Source organism: Pseudomonas frederiksbergensis (genome assembly GCF_003732275.1).
Taxonomy (GTDB): domain Bacteria; phylum Pseudomonadota; class Gammaproteobacteria; order Pseudomonadales; family Pseudomonadaceae; genus Aquipseudomonas; species Aquipseudomonas frederiksbergensis_H.
In genome coordinates this window covers 500547-517017 of record NZ_MOBM01000038.1, presented here as the reverse complement: position 1 = coordinate 517017, position 16471 = coordinate 500547, and the positions used below count along the sequence as shown (strand labels likewise).

The 16471-nt window shown below is 60.8% G+C and carries 17 protein-coding genes; 11 read left to right on the top strand and 6 right to left on the bottom strand.

What is annotated here, in order from left to right:
* Window positions 1-127: 127 nt before the first annotated feature.
* The 6 genes from BK662_RS21615 to pedA1 form a co-directional block, all read right to left on the bottom strand.
* Entirely contained in the window at window positions 128-793 is a 666-nt protein-coding gene (locus BK662_RS21615) for a response regulator transcription factor (RefSeq protein WP_008005351.1), read from the bottom strand.
* Window positions 794-799: 6 nt separating this feature from the next.
* The gene (locus tag BK662_RS21610) at window positions 800-1411 is read right to left on the bottom strand and encodes a PQQ-dependent catabolism-associated CXXCW motif protein (protein ID WP_123359757.1); all 612 of its coding nucleotides are present in this window, start codon (window positions 1409-1411) and stop codon (window positions 800-802) included.
* A gap of 398 nt (window positions 1412-1809) precedes the next feature.
* The gene (gene pedC, locus BK662_RS21605; RefSeq protein WP_123359756.1) at window positions 1810-2601 is read right to left on the bottom strand and encodes a lanthanide ABC transporter permease protein PedC; all 792 of its coding nucleotides are present in this window, start codon (window positions 2599-2601) and stop codon (window positions 1810-1812) included.
* The gene (pedB, locus tag BK662_RS21600; RefSeq protein ID WP_123359755.1) at window positions 2598-3341 is read right to left on the bottom strand and encodes a lanthanide ABC transporter ATP-binding protein PedB/LutE; all 744 of its coding nucleotides are present in this window, start codon (window positions 3339-3341) and stop codon (window positions 2598-2600) included. Before pedB ends, pedC begins: the two co-directional genes overlap by 4 nt.
* The gene (locus BK662_RS21595) at window positions 3338-4297 is read right to left on the bottom strand and encodes a YVTN family beta-propeller repeat protein (protein ID WP_123359754.1); all 960 of its coding nucleotides are present in this window, start codon (window positions 4295-4297) and stop codon (window positions 3338-3340) included. The genes pedB and BK662_RS21595 overlap by 4 nt, the downstream gene beginning before the upstream one ends.
* A gap of 36 nt (window positions 4298-4333) precedes the next feature.
* Window positions 4334-5518 (bottom strand): lanthanide ABC transporter ABC transporter substrate-binding protein PedA1, encoded by a 1185-nt coding sequence (pedA1, locus tag BK662_RS21590; protein ID WP_123359753.1) that lies wholly within the window; start codon window positions 5516-5518, stop codon window positions 4334-4336.
* 160 nt (window positions 5519-5678) lie between these two features.
* Here pedA1 and BK662_RS35490 point away from each other — a divergent pair, with 160 nt between their 5' ends.
* From BK662_RS35490 to pqqE, 11 genes are all read left to right on the top strand, one after another.
* Window positions 5679-5807: a hypothetical protein gene (locus tag BK662_RS35490; protein ID WP_256348746.1), complete on the top strand. Its 129-nt coding sequence runs from the start codon at window positions 5679-5681 to the stop codon at window positions 5805-5807.
* Between the two features lie 103 nt (window positions 5808-5910).
* On the top strand, window positions 5911-6372 hold the full coding sequence (pedF, locus tag BK662_RS21585; RefSeq protein WP_123359752.1) for a cytochrome c-550 PedF: 462 nt from the start codon (window positions 5911-5913) through the stop codon (window positions 6370-6372).
* 3 nt (window positions 6373-6375) lie between these two features.
* A complete protein-coding gene (locus tag BK662_RS21580; RefSeq protein ID WP_123359751.1) occupies window positions 6376-7251 on the top strand; it encodes a substrate-binding periplasmic protein in 876 nt (291 codons plus the stop codon).
* A complete protein-coding gene (locus tag BK662_RS21575; protein ID WP_123359750.1) occupies window positions 7251-8012 on the top strand; it encodes a quinoprotein dehydrogenase-associated SoxYZ-like carrier in 762 nt (253 codons plus the stop codon). The genes BK662_RS21580 and BK662_RS21575 overlap by 1 nt, the downstream gene beginning before the upstream one ends.
* A 15-nt stretch (window positions 8013-8027) precedes the next feature.
* Entirely contained in the window at window positions 8028-8966 is a 939-nt protein-coding gene (locus BK662_RS21570) for a quinoprotein relay system zinc metallohydrolase 1 (RefSeq protein ID WP_123359749.1), read from the top strand.
* Between the two features lie 255 nt (window positions 8967-9221).
* Complete coding sequence (locus BK662_RS21565) at window positions 9222-10997, top strand: PQQ-dependent methanol/ethanol family dehydrogenase (protein WP_123359748.1); 1776 nt, start codon at window positions 9222-9224, stop codon at window positions 10995-10997.
* Window positions 10998-11244: 247 nt separating this feature from the next.
* A complete protein-coding gene (exaC, locus tag BK662_RS21560; RefSeq protein WP_123359747.1) occupies window positions 11245-12765 on the top strand; it encodes an acetaldehyde dehydrogenase ExaC in 1521 nt (506 codons plus the stop codon).
* Window positions 12766-13156: 391 nt separating this feature from the next.
* Entirely contained in the window at window positions 13157-13228 is a 72-nt protein-coding gene (pqqA, locus tag BK662_RS21545) for a pyrroloquinoline quinone precursor peptide PqqA (RefSeq protein WP_010455123.1), read from the top strand.
* A 55-nt stretch (window positions 13229-13283) separates the two neighbouring features.
* Window positions 13284-14198: a pyrroloquinoline quinone biosynthesis protein PqqB gene (gene pqqB, locus BK662_RS21540; protein WP_123359745.1), complete on the top strand. Its 915-nt coding sequence runs from the start codon at window positions 13284-13286 to the stop codon at window positions 14196-14198.
* 152 nt (window positions 14199-14350) lie between these two features.
* Window positions 14351-15103 carry a pyrroloquinoline-quinone synthase PqqC gene (gene pqqC / locus BK662_RS21535; protein WP_123359744.1) on the top strand — a complete coding sequence of 251 codons (753 nt, stop codon included), beginning with the start codon at window positions 14351-14353 and terminating at the stop codon, window positions 15101-15103.
* Window positions 15100-16233 (top strand): pyrroloquinoline quinone biosynthesis protein PqqE, encoded by a 1134-nt coding sequence (gene pqqE, locus BK662_RS21530; protein WP_123359743.1) that lies wholly within the window; start codon window positions 15100-15102, stop codon window positions 16231-16233. Before pqqC ends, pqqE begins: the two co-directional genes overlap by 4 nt.
* The last annotated feature ends 238 nt before the right edge of the window (window positions 16234-16471 follow it).

Below are 16471 nucleotides of genomic sequence, written 5' to 3'. Positions count from 1 at the left end.
GTTTTCTGGTGTTTGTGAGGGCCTCATCGCGAGCAGGCTCGCTCCCACATTTGACCGAGTCATCTCAGATCTAATGTGGGAGCGAGCCTGCTCGCGATAGGGGCGACGCGGTCTTTCTGAAGAAGCATCAACGCCGCAAATACGACCCGAAATCAATATCCCCGGCACTCAAAATTGCCTGCACCCGATTGTGTACATTGAGTTTGCGCAATATCGCCGAGACGTGAGCCTTGACCGTGGTTTCGGCGATTTCCAGGGTGTAGGCGATCTGTTTGTTCGATTCGCCTTTGGTCATACGCTCAAGCACCAGCAACTGCTTGCGGGTCAGTGCCTGGAGCAGCTCCGGCGGGAAGCTCGGGGTGTCATTCATCCGGCGATGAGTGCCGCTTTTCTGCGTGCGGATGATGTCCGGCGGCAGGTAGACGTTGCCATTGAGAATCTGCTGGATGGCCTCGGTCATCTGCACCCGAGGCGAGGACTTGGTGATGAACCCCACCGCGCCATAGGTGATGGCTTGCAGCACGATTTGCTTGTCCTGCTCGGCCGAGACGATCACCACCGGAATGGTCGGCGCCTCGTTGCGCAGGTTGATCAGGCCATTTAGGCCGTGCATGCCAGGCATGTTCAGGTCGAGCAGGATCAGGTCCAGGTCATCGTGTTCCTGAGTCAGGGCCAGGGCACTGTCGAGGTCGGCGGTTTCCATGACCTCGCTGCCGGGGAAACCATCGCTGATGACGTTATGAATGGCTTCGCGAAACAGCGGGTGATCGTCGGCAATCAGAATTTTGTACATGGCCTTTCACCTCATTATTTTTTTTTGATCAGGGTGTGGCAACAACACGCAAGCGCTCAAGTCAGGGAAAGGGTCGGGCCGGGCCGGCGTCACGGGCAGATTCGCCGCCTGCCACGCATCCAGTCCGTCGCGGTACCAATACAGTGTCTTATAGCCCATGGAAGCGGCGCGTTTTACCGCGTTCCAGCTCAACCAGCAATCGGAACGGCAGTAAAAGACCAACGGTCGCGTCAGGTCACCCGCCGTCAATTGCTGCAGGTGGTGCGCGAAATATTGCTGCCACGGGGGCGTCAGGTCGCCGTCACCGGTATTGGCCAGCCAATGGCTGCCGGGCAGGTTTTCGTGGGCCTCGTCTTCGATGAAACGGTCTTGCAACCATTGCCGGCGGTAGACATCGATCAGCAGCGGTTGGGGCGTGTGCTTGAGCAGGTTTTGCAGGGCGGGGGTGTCGATGATGTTCGCACCCTGGAGCTGAGTCGGGGTCGGGCTGCGGTACAGACCGATGCGATAACCTTCGGCGGAGAACAGCGCAGTTTCAGCCTGCGCCACGCCCAGCAACAGGCTCAGCGACAGCGCGGCGAGAGAAGGGCACAGCAGAACACGTCGTGCACGCGGCATGGAGGTTCAGTCCTTATAGTTATGAACCCATTACATGCCAGTAGCGGTGCGTTGTGAATGCGACGATAGACAGGTAAACCAGTACTAAAGTAGTAATTTTGCCCGGATTGCCGGGTGCTTTCCTTGTGAACACAAATATGTGAACACCTCAGATCAACTGTGGGAGCGAGCCTGCTCGCGATGAGGCCATCACATCCAGCATTGATGTCGACTGACACACCGCAATCGCGAGCAGGCTCGCTCCCACACTGAATGGTGTGTGAACACAAAATATGTGAACACCTCAGATCAACTGTGGGAGCGAGCCTGCTCGCGATGAGGCCATCACATTCAGTATTGATGTCGACTGATACACCGCCATCGCGAGCAAGCCCGCTCCCACACGGGGAATCGTGTTGTCAGTTGGTTTTGCGCAAGGCCGCGTGCTGCGGGTTGAAGGTGAGCACGGCCAGCAGGGCAAACACCAGCGTCAGCCCTACGCACACCGCCAGCGCGACCGGGTTGAAGCGTTCATACAGCGCAAACCGCACCAGTTCCACCGCATGGGTGAACGGGTTCAAGGCACACAACCAATACAACCACTCGCTGGATTCGCGCATTTTCCACAGCGGATACAGCGCCGACGACAGGAAAAACAGCGGGAAGATTACGAAGTTCATCACCCCGGCAAAGTTCTCCAGTTGGCGGATGGCGTTGGACAGCAACAGCCCCAGCGCGCTAAGCATCAACGCGACCAGAAGCAACGCCGGCAACGCCAGCAACAAACCCGTGGCCGGCGGTCGCACGCCGTACAGCCAGGCAATCGCCAGAAAGGCATACACCTGCAACAGCGAAATCAGCGATGTCGCCAGCAATTTGCTGCACAGCAGGAAGGTCCGGGGCAGGGGGCTGGTCAGCAGCACGCGCATGCTGCCCATCTCCCGGTCGTAGACCATCGACAGCGAACCTTGCATGCCGTTGAACAGCAGGATCATGCAGGCCAGGCCCGGGATGATGTAAACCTCATAGGGAATGTAGGTGTCATAGGGCTCGATGATGGCGATGCCGAGTGCCGCGCGAAAACCGGCGGCGAACACCAGCAGCCACAACAACGGCCGCACCAACGCACTGAGAAACCGCGTGCGCTGCAACACAAAGCGTAGCCATTCACGCAGTACGATACCGCTGAAGCATTGCCAGTAAACATTCATCTGACGACTGCTCCTGAAGGGGCCGAGGTGGTCAGTCGCGCGAAGGCCGAACCGAGGTCACCGCCATGTTCCAGGCTCAACGCATCAGCCTGTCCGCTGGCCACCAAACGGCCTTGATGCAGGATCAGCAAGTTGTCGCTGGGCTGCACTTCATCCAGCAAATGAGTGGTCCAGAGCACACTGATGTTGTGCTCGCGGCACAGACTGCGGATGTGTTGGTTGAGCGCCAGACGACTGGCCGGATCGAGGCCGACACTGGCCTCATCAAGCAGCAGCAAGCTTGGCTCATGCAGCAACGCGCGGGCGATTTCCACCCGCCGGCGATGGCCGCCATTGAGTTCGCGTACCCGTTCGCCACGGCGTTCGGTCAAGGCCTGACGTGCCAGTTCGGCGTCGACCCGAAGTCCGGTCTGGCGTCGGGACAGGCCATGCAGCGCGGCGTGATAACGCAGGTTCTGCTCGACGCTGAGGTCTAGATCCAAGGTGCTTTGCTGAAATACCACACCCAACTGCTTGAGCGCCGGACGTGCCGAGGTGCGCAAGGAACAGCCGCCGACCCGAATATCACCGCGCTGTACATCATAAAGACGGGTGAGCAGGGCGATCAGTGTCGACTTGCCCGCGCCGTTCGGTCCCAGCAGCGCGGCAAAACGCCCGGATGCCAGGTTGAAACTCACCTGACGCAAGGCCTCGCGCTGGCCGTAAGCGAAACTCAGGTCGCTGACTTCAAGGGCGTTCATGGCGTCACCACCACGCCCCACGGATAGCGCCCGACCTTCACCGATTTGGTCACCTTGAGGCTGTCGACATCGATCACCGATACGTCGCCACTGACGCCATTGGTGGCCAGTAATTGCCGTTGATCCGGGGTGAACGACATCTGCCAGACCCGTCGGCCCACCAGCAGGTAATCAAGGATCTCGAAGGTCTTGGCGTCGATCACCGCCACATGGTTGGCCGGGCCGAGGGCGACGAAACCGTATTTGCCGTCGGCGCTGAGTTTGATCCCCACCGGCTGAACCTTGTCCGGGTGTACGCCTTTGATCTGGAAGGTCAGGGTCTTGAGGATCTTGCGGCTGGCGACGTCGAGAATCGTCACCGTGCCGCCGATTTCCGCCGAGGCCCAGAGCTGCGAGCCATCGGGATTGAATTCGACAAAACGCGGCCGCTGATCGACCAGGGTGTTGTCGGCCAGGTTCTGGGTGCTGGTGTCGATCCAGTGCAGCATGTTGGTGGTTTCACTGGTGTTCACCGCCCACTTGCCGTCGGGGCTGACGGCCATGCCTTCGGGCTCGACGCCGACGTTGATCTGCCCGAGCACTTTGGAAGTTTCGGTGTCGATCACTGTCACCAGTGCATCGTCCTCGTTGGAGACATACAGCCAGCGATTATTAGGGTGCAGGGCGAATTGCTCGGGGTCTTTGCCCGAAGGCAGTTCCTTGATGATCTTGCGCGTGGCGACGTCCATCACCTGGACCCGGTCCGAATCGCTGGCGCAGATGTACAGCAGCTTATTGTCGTGGGACAGCAACAGGCCGCGCGGGCGCTGGCCGACGGGCAGGGTGTCGGTGACTTTCAGGGTCTGCATGTCGATCAGGCTCAGGCTGTTGTCCTTTTCGTTGGAGACCCAGGCGGTGCTGGCAGCGGCGTGCCCGGCGGCGAGCAGCAGGGCGCAGGAAAGCAGGGTGCGGCGCATGGCAGATTCCTTATTGTTGTTGTCGTGAAAAAAGGATCAGAGAAAGCGGCAGCTGACCTCGGCTTTGTCGTAACCCAGGCTGTCCATTTCGTTGACGGGGTGCAGGAAACCGTCTTGCGGCGAGGTGCTGACCAGTGCCCGGGGTTGCACGATGGGGATCGGCTGGCGCAACTGACCGTTCCATGGCCGATAACTGAGCTTGCGACCCTTGAAGCCGTCCAGAGGCAATTGATCGCTGATTGCAAGCGTACGGATCGCCATGGCATCGGCCTGACGCAGTTTGCCCACCGCACTGGCGATGCTGCGTACGGCCATCCACGCGGCGAAATCCCGGTCGTTCATCCAGCGTCCGGTCAGGGCTTCGAAGCGCTTCTGCAACTGCGCGGCGCCGTAGGTTTCTACGGTCTTGTGCCAGCCCACCGGGGTCAGGCCCTGAGTGCCGGCGACCGGCCGTGGATACCAGGTCTGGTAGGGCACGTACTCGCCGAAGTCGCCGCGTTCATCGGCCACCAGCACCACGTCGTACTCGGCGGTCTGGGTGAACAGTGGCATGTCGGCCTGGGCGCTGCGGCGCTGGTCGTTATCGAAGCTCCAGGCTTTCTCCGCTATCAGTTGCAGGCCGAAGCGTTTGGCCGCCCGACGCAGGGCGGCGGCATAGGCTTGATCGTCCGCGGTCGGGCCGACAATCAGCAGCGCCCGTTGCCATTTACGCAGCACCAGAAATTGCGCCAACGCATCGGCCAGCATCGCGCGGCTTGGCAGGCTGTGCAGCACGTTTGGCAGACAATCGGTGCTGCGCAGACTGTCATCGGGGCTGCCGGCATTGAACAGCAAGCTGTCGGGTAGCACGGCGCTGAGTCTGCGCAGGGTTTCCACCGGTGCATTCACCACAAACAGGCGCAGGCCTTGTTCGTGTTGGGCTTTGGCTGCTTCGATCAGCGCATCCGGAGTGTCGACGCTGGCGCTGACCAGGCTGTAGCTGTGATTGAGAAAGCGCCCGGTACTGTTGCTGTCGGTGATCGCCAGTTCGGCGCCCCGCAGGCCGGCATCGGTCGGTTCGGGAATGACGTTCGACAGCAACGGGCCGGGGTCGGGGCGATAGCCCAGGTAGCCGATTTGCACCTGCAACGGCGCATCCGCCGCCTGAACCTGGGTCGCCACCCCGGCGGCGCAGGCTATCGCCAGCAAGTAGATCAAGGCATAAGGGGCGAGCTGGCGCATAAAGGCACTCCATCACAGGTAGCGTCAGCATAGGAACCCAGGACGGGCGGGGAAATATGCAGAAAGTACCGATGAGCCAGTACCAAGGTCGTAACTCACCCAGGGCGGCGCGGTTTTAGCATGGGCTACAACGGCCATCACTCAAGGGGGGAGATTGACCATGCGAATTCTCAAAGCACTGCTCCTGCCGTTTTTGCTGATCCTGACCCTGATCGGCATCGACAAGCTTCACGGCGCCCGACCCGTATTGGTTGGTCCTGCGCCACAAGCCCTACTACCAAGGGAGTAGGCCGCGGCCACCAAAGCAGCATGGGGTTGGCGCAAAGCCGTTCCTAAGATGGGTGCCATAGCCTCTTCAAAGAGGTTTTGCGTGCAATCTTGAGGGCAGAACAATGACAACAAAACGCAACGCCTTGCTCATTGCCGGACTGCTGGCCGGTTTTATCAGCGCAGGTTCCGTCTGGGCTCACGGCAACGTGGTACCCCAGGCCGTCGAAACCAAGGGACTGACCCCGATCAAGGATGCCGGTGTGCAGGTCGATGCCGATGGTTGGGCGGCGGCGAACCCTTACCGTTCCTCCCCGGAACACGATAAAGCCTTGGAAATCGGCTCTTCGGCCTACAACCAGAACTGCGCGGCCTGTCATGGCCTGGAAGCCAAGTCCGGCGGCATCGCCCCTGACTTGCGCATGCTCGACGTCGGCGAGGCCGGTGATGAGTGGTTCGTCGAACGCGTGCGCCATGGCGCCGTGCGTGACGGCCGGGTGTACATGCCGAAGATGGCCGACTACCTGAGTCAGGAAGCCTTGTGGGCGGTGCGCACCTACCTGGACAGCGTGCATGTCGAGGAGTGACCCATGCGTTTGCTCGCGGTGTTGATCAGCGCTGTGTGGCTGTGTTGCCAGACAGCGCAGGCGCAGGTCCGTACCTATGACGAAATGATCGCCGCCGCCGAGCTGAAAGTCGCGGTGTACAAGGACTTCGCGCCCTACAGCTTTGAAGACGCTGGCGAGGCTCGCGGGGTCGATGTCGAGCTTGCCCAGGCACTGGCCAAGGCCATGGGGGTGCGCCTGAAACTGATCTGGGCACCCGCCGGGGAAAAGCTCGACGACGACCTGCGCGATTACATCTGGCGGGCCAGTCAGTTGCACAATCAGCAACTGGCCGACCTGATGATGCGCGTGCCCTACGATCGCGATTACTCACAGAAACGCAATGAACTGGGTGAACTGGAAAACGGCCATGTGGTGATGTTCGGGCCGTACCAGACCGAACAATGGCAAGTGGCTTATGACCGTCGTCGTCTGGACTCGGTGGCGAGTGTCGCGGTGTTCCAGCAACACCCGATCGGCGTCGAGGTCGACAGCGTGCCGTCGTTTTACCTGACCTCGGTGTTCAACGGCATGCTCGCCGCCAAGACCCACCATTATCCAGGCGTATCTCAGGCGTTTGCCGCGATGAAGGCTGGTGAAGTCGACGCGGTAATGGCCATGCGCGGCGAGATCGACTGGCAAGTCCATCAGGCTGCCGACCCGCAAGTGGCGCTGGCGGAAAACGCCTACCCGAACATGGGCAAACAGCTCTGGGAGATCGGCATGGCGGTGCATGAAAGCAATCGGCAACTGGCCTACGCCGTGGAAGAGGCGCTGGAAGGGTTGATTCGCGAGGGCTCGGTGAAAGCCATTTATGCCCGTTACGGCCTGCGGTATGACGTGCCCGAGATGTATCAATAGTGAACTGGCGCGCGAGTTGTCTGTTGGCCTGCTGGTTACCCTTGGCCGCGAACGCGGTGGACGTCGAACCGGGTAAAGACCCGGTGCCGTCGGTGATGTGGGCGTTCTATCACAAGCAGATGCTCGGCGACGCACCGTTCGTGTTCGACGAGCGGGTCAAGTTGCTCGCGCCGCCATTTGCCGAAGACGCCCGACAAGTTCCGCTGGAAATTGACGCCCGGGCGTTCAAGGGTGAAGTGGTGCGAATCCTCGCCTGGGCCGAACTCAATCCGCTGCCGAAAATCGTCGACTTCGAACCCTTGCCCGGTGTGCTGCCGTGGCTGTCGATCCGCATCCGCGTTGAACAGGCCACGCCATTACGTGCGGCGGTACTGACCCGCGACGGACTGTGGCATGTCGGCTCGACCCTGATCGATGCGGCAGGCGGCGGCTGCACGGCACCGAGCGTGGTGCGCACCCAGCCGGGTTGGGAAGAACACATCGGCGAAGTGCTGGGTGGTCGCTATCCCCGTGGTGAATTCAGTCGCGTGCGTTTGCAGGTGGCGCATCCGATGGACAACGGCATGGTCAGCGGCATCCCGGAATTTTTCATCAACCAGGCCGAACTGCGCGATCAAAACGATCAGCTGCTGGCACGTCTGGCGTTGTTCCCGGCGGTCAGTGAAAACCCCAACCTGGCCTTCGACATCGAAGGAGCAGGGCAGACGCGCCTGGTGTTGCGCGACAACAGCGGCAATCAATTCGATGCGGCCATTCCCTGACCCAAGGAGCGAGTGATGCGCTGGATGCTGCTGTTGTTCATCAGTCTGAGCCTGCCGACCCTGGCCGATCCCGACTACGCACTCAAGCCCCGACAGATCGCCGAAGACACCTGGTTGCTGGAAGGCAGCACCGACAACTTCGCCAAGAGCAACGGCGGCAACATCGTCAACACCGCGTTCATCGTCACCGAGGAGGGCGTGGTGGTAATCGATACCGGACCGTCGAAACGCTATGGCGAAGCCCTGCGCAAAGCGATTGCGATGACCACCGATAAACCGGTGACCCAGGTGCTGCTGACCCATCACCATCCCGACCATGTGTTGGGTAATCAGGCTTTCACCGACGTGCCGATCGGCGCTTTGGCCGGTACCACCGAGTTGTTGCATCAACAGGGTGATGTCATGGCCGAGAACATGTATCGGCTGGTGGGCGACTGGATGCGCGGCACTGAGGTGGTATTGCCGACGCAGGCGCTGATGCCAGGTGTGAAAAGTTTTGGGAATCACGATTTGCGCCTACTGAGTCTGGGTGGGCACACCGGCGCGGATCTGGCTATTCTCGACCAGAAAACCGGCGTGCTGTTTGCCGGGGACCTGGTGTTTTATCAACGCGCCCTGACCACGCCGAACAGCCCGGGGCTGTCGGTGTGGCTGGCGGACATCGCGACCCTGCAGGGTTTGCCGTGGACATTGATTGTCCCTGGCCATGGGCCGGTGGCCACGGACACAAAACCGTTCGAGCAGATGCGCGATTACCTGACCTGGCTGGACCAGCTGATGCGCGATGGCGCCGCTCATGGCAGCGACATGGCCGAGATGATCCGCAGCCCCATTCCCGAACGTTTCGCCGGGATCAGCCTGAGCCGCTATGAACTGATTCGCAGCGTCAGCCATTTGTACCCGCGTTACGAACGGGGGCAGATGAGGCGGGTAGATTCCGGCATGCGCAAATGACGCTTTTTGTGGGAGCGAGCCTGCTCGCGATGGCGGTGTGTCAGGCGTCATCAATGTTGAATGTTCTGGCCTCATCGCGAGCAGGCTCGCTCCCACAGGGGCCGATGTCGATCACAAAATCCGCGACCGACCCGGTACTAAGGAACTAGCAATCTCCGCATTGCGGGCAATTGTTGCAAGGGCGGCGGCGCCCAAGAATCTGCACCAGACCGGGAAAATTTCCCGGGTATAACAAAAACCGCAGAGGTAGCCGTCATGACCCAACCCGCACGTCGCCAACCCTTCGCCTTGAGCGTGCTGCTCAGTGCCATGCTGTTGTCCGGCCAGGCATTGGCCGCAGTCTCCGATCAAGACATCCTCCAGGACCCGAAGAACCCGGAGCAGGTCGTCACCAACGGCCTGGGCGTCCAGGGTCAGCGCTACAGCCCGCTGGACACCCTCAATGTCGACAACGTGAAGGACCTGCGCCCGGTCTGGGCCTTTTCGTTCGGCGGGGAAAAACAGCGCGGTCAGCAGGCGCAGCCGATGATCAAGGACGGCGTGATGTACATGACCGGCTCCTACTCGCGGGTATTCGCGGTGGATGCGCGCACCGGTCGCAAGCTCTGGCAATACGACGCGCGCCTGCCCGATGACATCCGCCCGTGCTGCGACGTGATCAACCGTGGTGTTGCGCTGTATGGCGATCTGGTGATTTTCGGCACCCTCGACGCCAAGCTCGTGGCCCTGAACAAGGACACCGGCAAGGTTGTCTGGAGCAAGAAAGTTGCCGACCACAAGGAAGGCTATTCCATCAGCGCCGCGCCGTTGGTGATCAACGGCAAACTGATCACCGGTGTGGCCGGTGGCGAGTTCGGGGTGGTGGGCAAAATCGAAGCCTATGATCCGAAAAACGGCGACCTGCTGTGGACTCGTCCCACCGTCGAAGGCCACATGGGCTATGTCTACAAGGACGGCAAAGCGGTAGAGAACGGCATCTCCGGCGGCGAAGCGGGCAAGACCTGGCCGGGCGATCTGTGGAAAACCGGCGGCGCGGCCCCTTGGCTGGGTGGCTACTACGACCCGGAAACCAATCTGCTGCTGTTCGGCACCGGCAACCCGGCACCGTGGAACTCGCACCTGCGTCCGGGCGACAACCTTTACTCGTCCTCGCGTCTGGCGCTGAACCCGGACGACGGCACCATCAAATGGCACTTCCAGAGCACCCCCCACGACGGTTGGGACTATGACGGCGTGAACGAGTTGGTGTCGTTCAACTACAACGAAGGCGGCAAAGAAATCAAAGCCGCGGCCACGGCGGACCGTAACGGTTTCTTCTACGTGCTCGATCGCACCAACGGCAAATTCATCCGTGGCTTCCCGTTCGTGGACAAGATCACCTGGGCCAGCGGCCTGGATAAGAACGGCCGGCCGATCTACAACGAAGCCAGCCGTCCGGGTGCGCCGGGCTCCGAGGCCAAAGGCAGTTCGGTGTTCGTCGCGCCAGCGTTCCTCGGCGCGAAAAACTGGATGCCGATGGCCTACAACCGCGACACCGGCCTGTTCTATGTGCCGTCCAACGAATGGGGCATGGACATCTGGAACGAAGGCATCGCCTACAAGAAAGGCGCGGCGTTCCTTGGCGCCGGTTTCACCATCAAGCCGCTCAATGAAGACTACATCGGTGTGCTGCGCGCCATCGACCCGAAAACCGGCAAGGAAGTCTGGCGCCACAAGAACTTCGCGCCGCTGTGGGGCGGAGTGCTGACCACCAAGGGCAATCTGGTGTTCACCGGTACGCCGGAAGGTTTCCTGCAGGCATTCAATGCCAAGACTGGCGAGAAAGTCTGGGAATTCCAGACCGGTTCCGGCGTGCTCGGCTCGCCCATCACCTGGGAAATGGACGGCGAACAATATGTCTCGGTGCTCTCCGGCTGGGGCGGCGCGGTACCGCTGTGGGGCGGAGAAGTGGCCAAGCGCATCAAGGACTTCAACCAGGGCGGCATGCTCTGGACGTTCAAGCTGCCTAAAGATCTGGTGGCGAAGCATTAACTCAAAATCCACCGCATAACCCTGTGGGAGCGAGCCTGCTCGCGATAGCGGTCTGACAGTTAACATCATTGTTGAATGTACTGGCCCCATCGCGAGCAGGCTCGCTCCCACATTAGTTTGTGTGAAACCTACTACCAAATAACGAGAATCCCCCTGCCAACGGCGCATTCGTCTGGCAGGCGGGGCTCTCTACTATCGGTTCATCGCCTGTTGGCTCGACAGGCATCGACCCAGACAGAGGCCCACCATGATCTACGCACAACCTGGAACACCCGGCGCCGTCGTTTCCTTCAAACCGCGCTACGGCAATTTCATCGGCGGCGAATTCGTTGCCCCAATCAACGGCGAGTACTTCACCAACACCTCACCGGTCACCGGTGAAGTGATCGCCGAATTCCCACGCTCCAGCGCCGCCGACATCGAAAAAGCCCTTGACGCCGCCCATGCCGCCGCCGATGCCTGGGGTAAAACCTCGGCGCAGGATCGCTCGCTGGTGCTGCTGAAAATCGCCGACCGCATCGAGCAGAACCTGGAAATTCTCGCCGTCACCGAAACCTGGGACAACGGCAAGGCCGTGCGCGAAACCCTCAACGCCGACGTGCCGCTGGCCGCCGACCACTTCCGTTATTTCGCCGGTTGCATCCGCGCTCAGGAAGGCGGCGCCGCCGAGATCAACGAACTGACCACCGCCTATCATTTCCACGAACCGTTGGGCGTAGTCGGGCAGATCATTCCGTGGAACTTCCCGCTGCTGATGGCCGCGTGGAAACTCGCCCCGGCCCTGGCTGCCGGCAACTGCATCGTGCTCAAACCTGCCGAACAAACGCCACTGTCGATCATGGTGTTCGCTGAGCTGATCGCCGACTTGCTGCCAGCCGGCGTGCTGAATATCGTCCAGGGTTTCGGTCGCGAAGCCGGTGAGGCGCTGGCCACCAGCAAGCGCATCGCCAAAATTGCCTTCACCGGTTCCACCCCGGTCGGCGCGCACATCATGCATTGCGCGGCCGAGAACATTATTCCAAGCACCGTTGAACTGGGCGGCAAATCGCCGAACATTTTCTTCGAAGACATCATGAACGCCGAGCCGCAGTTCATCGAGAAAGCCGCCGAAGGCCTGGTACTGGCGTTTTTCAACCAGGGCGAAGTCTGCACCTGTCCGTCCCGGGCGCTGGTGCAGGAATCGATCTACGAGCCGTTCATGGCCGAGGTGATGAAGAAGATCGTCAAGATCAAGCGCGGCAATCCGCTGGACACCGAAACGATGGTCGGCGCCCAGGCGTCCGAGCAGCAGTACGACAAGATTCTCTCGTACCTGAAAATCGCTCAGGAGGAGGGCGCCGAACTGCTCACCGGCGGCGCGGCCGAGCGTCTTGAGGGCGACTTGTCGAGCGGCTATTACATCCAGCCGACCCTGCTCAAGGGCCACAACAAAATGCGTGTATTCCAGGAAGAAATCTTCGGCCCGGTGGTGGGTATCACCACCTTCAAGGACGAAGCCGAAGCCCTGGCGATTGCCAACGACAGCGAGTTCGGCCTCGGCGCCGGCCTGTGGACCCGCGACATCAACCGCGCCTACCGCATGGGCCGGGCGATCAAGGCCGGGCGCGTCTGGACCAACTGCTACCACCTGTACCCGGCCCACGCCGCGTTCGGTGGCTACAAAAAGTCCGGTGTTGGCCGTGAGAACCACAAGATGATGCTCGACCATTACCAGCAGACTAAAAACCTGCTGGTGAGCTACGACATCAATCCGCTGGGGTTCTTCTAACCCGCAAGAACACCATTGAAACCTGTGGGAGCGGGCTTGCCCGCGATAGTGAACTGTCAGTCAACGAATGTGTTGAATGTGATGGCGCCATCGCGGGCAAGCCCGCTGCCACAGTGGATTTGTGTCTGTCAGTCATTGCCGGGTAACGCAGTTCAAAGGTGGGAGCGAGCCTGCTCGCGATGACGCCAGCACATTCAGCATCAAGGTTGACTGACATCCCGCCATCGCGAGCAGGCTCGCTCCCACATTGGTTTTGTGTGTTTCCAGGACCTGCGCAACACCCCCTACCAACGCACCCCACAACCTCCTTCGAAAGTAGCATTCGGTCATCCCATCCCCCGTGCATTAATGGTCTTACCGGAATTGCCCGGCACAAGAAGAGGATTGACCCATGTGGAATAAACCCGCGTTTACCGATCTGCGCATTGGCTTCGAAGTGACGATGTATTTCGCCAACCGTTGATTTGATCGCCCGGTCAGCCGTCGCGTTGGCCGGGCCTGCCTTCTGGAGCCATCCCATGCACATCCGCGTTCTCGGTTCCGCCGCTGGCGGCGGTTTTCCGCAATGGAACTGCAACTGCCGTCAATGCGCCGCCATGCGCAACGGCAACCTGCGCGCGCAACGCCGCACGCAGTCGTCCATTGCCCTGAGCGACGACGGTGTGGAGTGGGTGCTCTGCAATGCTTCACCGGACATTCGCGCGCAACTCGAAAGCTTCCCGGCGATGCAACCGGCCCGACGCTTGCGTGACACGGCGATTGCCGGTGTCGTCCTGCTGGACAGTCAGATCGACCATTGCACCGGGCTGTTGAGCCTGCGCGAAGGTTGCCCGCATTCGGTCTGGTGCACCGAGCGGGTTCACGAAGACCTGAGCAGCGGCTTTCCCTTGTTCGCCATGCTCAAACACTGGAACGGTGGCTTGCAGTGGCAACCCATCGGGCTGGACCGCGAGCCGTTCAGTATCGCTGCCTGCCCACACCTGCAATTTCGCGCGATTCCGTTGGTCAGCAATGCACCGCCGTATTCTCCCAACCGTGGCAACCCGCAACCGGGCGACACCATCGGCCTGTTCATCGAAGACCTGCGCAGCGGTGCATCGGTTTTCTATGCGCCGGGGCTGGGGCAGGTCGACGCCGAGGTGTTGAGCTGGATGCAGCGCGCCGACTGCCTGCTGCTGGACGGCACGCTGTGGCGCGACGATGAAATGCGCGCGTGCGAAGTCGGCCAGAGCCTGGGCAGCGAAATGGGCCACCTGCCGCAAAGCGGCCCCGGCGGCATGCTCGACGTGCTGGAGGGCTTCAATCGCCAGCGCAAGGTGCTGATCCACATCAACAACACCAACCCGATCCTCGATGAAGACTCGGCCGAGCGTGCCTTGCTGGAGCGGCGTGGGATTGAAGTGGCTTATGACGGCATGGACATTGTGTTGTAGCTGATGGCCCCATCGCGAGCAGGCTCGCTCCCACAGGAGTCCGGGTCGTATCCAATTTTCTGTGCAAAGCAGGTCCATTGTGGGAGCGAGCCTGCTCGCGATGGGCCAGACCAGACAATACAGAACACACGGTTATTCCCCGGAGAACCGCCATGACTAGCAAAGCAATGACCCCCGCCCAATTCGAAGCCGCCCTGCGCGCCAAGGGTGCCTATTACCATATCCACCACCCGTTCCACCAAGCCATGTACGCCGGGCGCGCCACCCGCGAGCAGATTCAGGGCTGGGTCGCCAATCGCTTCTATTACCAGGTGAACATCCCGCTCAAGGATGCCGCCATCCTCGCCAATTGCCCGGACCGCGACGTGCGCCGGGAATGGCTGCAACGGATTCTCGACCACGACGGCGTCCCCGGCAGTGAAGGCGGCATCGAAGCGTGGCTACGATTGGGCGAAGCAGTGGGGCTGGATCGCGAACAAATCCTCTCGCAAGAACGGGTGCTGCCGGGCGTACGTTTCGCCGTGGACGCCTACGTCAATTTCGCCCGCCGCGCTCGCTGGCAAGAAGCGGCCAGCAGTTCCCTGACCGAACTGTTCGCGCCACAAATCCACCAGTCCCGGCTCGACGCCTGGCCCACCCATTACCCATGGATCGACCCGGCCGGTTACGACTATTTCCGTACGCGTCTGAGCCAGGCCCGGCGCGATGTCGAGCATGGTTTGCGCATCACCCTGGCGCACTACGTCACGGTCGAAGGCCAGCAACGCATGCTGGAGATTCTGCAGTTCAAGCTCGATGTGCTGTGGAGCATGCTCGACGCGATGAGCATGGCCTACGAGCTGGATCGCCCACCGTATCACACCGTCACCACCGAGCAGGTCTGGCATCGGGGGATCACCCTGTGAGCCAGATCGAACAGCAACCCGGCCCACCGCTGTGGTTGCTGGCGGAGCTGACCTATCGTTGCCCGCTGCAATGCCCGTATTGCTCCAACCCGCTGGACTTCGCCCAACAGGGTGAGGAGTTGAGCACAGAAGAGTGGATTCGGGTGTTCCGCGAGGCGCGGGAGATGGGCGCTGCACAACTGGGTTTTTCCGGGGGCGAGCCGTTGGTGCGCCAGGACCTGGCCGAGCTGATCAAGGCCGCGCGGGACATGGGTTACTACACCAACCTGATCACCTCGGGTATCGGCCTGACCGAACAGAAGGTCCGCGACTTTAAAGTCGCCGGGCTGGACCATATCCAGATCAGCTTTCAGGCCGCCGACGAAGAGGTGAACAATCTGCTCGCCGGCTCGCGCAAGGCCTTCGCCCAGAAACTGGCCATGGCTCGGGCGGTGAAGGCCCAGGGCTACCCGATGGTGCTGAACTTCGTCACCCATCGGCACAACATCGACCAGATCGCGCAGATCATCGAACTGTGCCTGGAGCTGGAGGCGGATTTCGTCGAGTTGGCGACGTGTCAGTTCTACGGTTGGGCTGAACTGAATCGCATCGGCCTGTTGCCGACCCGCGAACAGTTGCAGCGCGCCGAGCGCATCACCAATGAATACCGCCAGCGGCTTGAGGCCGAGGGCCACCCGTGCAAGCTGATTTTCGTCACCCCGGATTACTACGAAGAACGCCCCAAGACCTGCATGAATGGCTGGGCCAACCTGTTTCTCGACATCACCCCGGACGGCACGGCGTTGCCCTGTCATAGCGCCCGCCAGCTGACGGTGCAGTTTCCCAACGTGCGTGAGCACAGCATCGAACACATCTGGAACGACTCCTTCGGTTTCAACCGTTTTCGCGGCGATGACTGGATGAAAGAGCCATGCCGTTCCTGCGATGAAAAGCACAAGGACCTCGGCGGCTGCCGCTGCCAGGCGTTCATGCTCACCGGTGATGCCGCCAACGCCGACCCGGTGTGCAGCAAGTCGCCGCAGCACGACGTTATTCTCAAGGCTCGGGACGACGCCGACGTGCCGGGGCAGGGCATGGAGCACCTGACCTTGCGCAATGAAAAGGCTTCGCGACTGATTTATCGCGGATGAGTTGTGAACACAGAACCCTGTGGGAGCGAGCCTGCTCGCGATGGCGGAGTGTCAGACAACATCATATTGACTGGAAGACAGCCATCGCGAGCAGGCTCGCTCCCACAGGGGATCTTCGGTGAATCTGAAATCGGAGTGCACCCCCGGGCTGGCTCGCTATCCATTGGTCTGATTGCATTCGCAGCCGGATGCTTTAGTGTGGACTTTACCTTCCAAAACAATAAAAACAGGCTTTCCA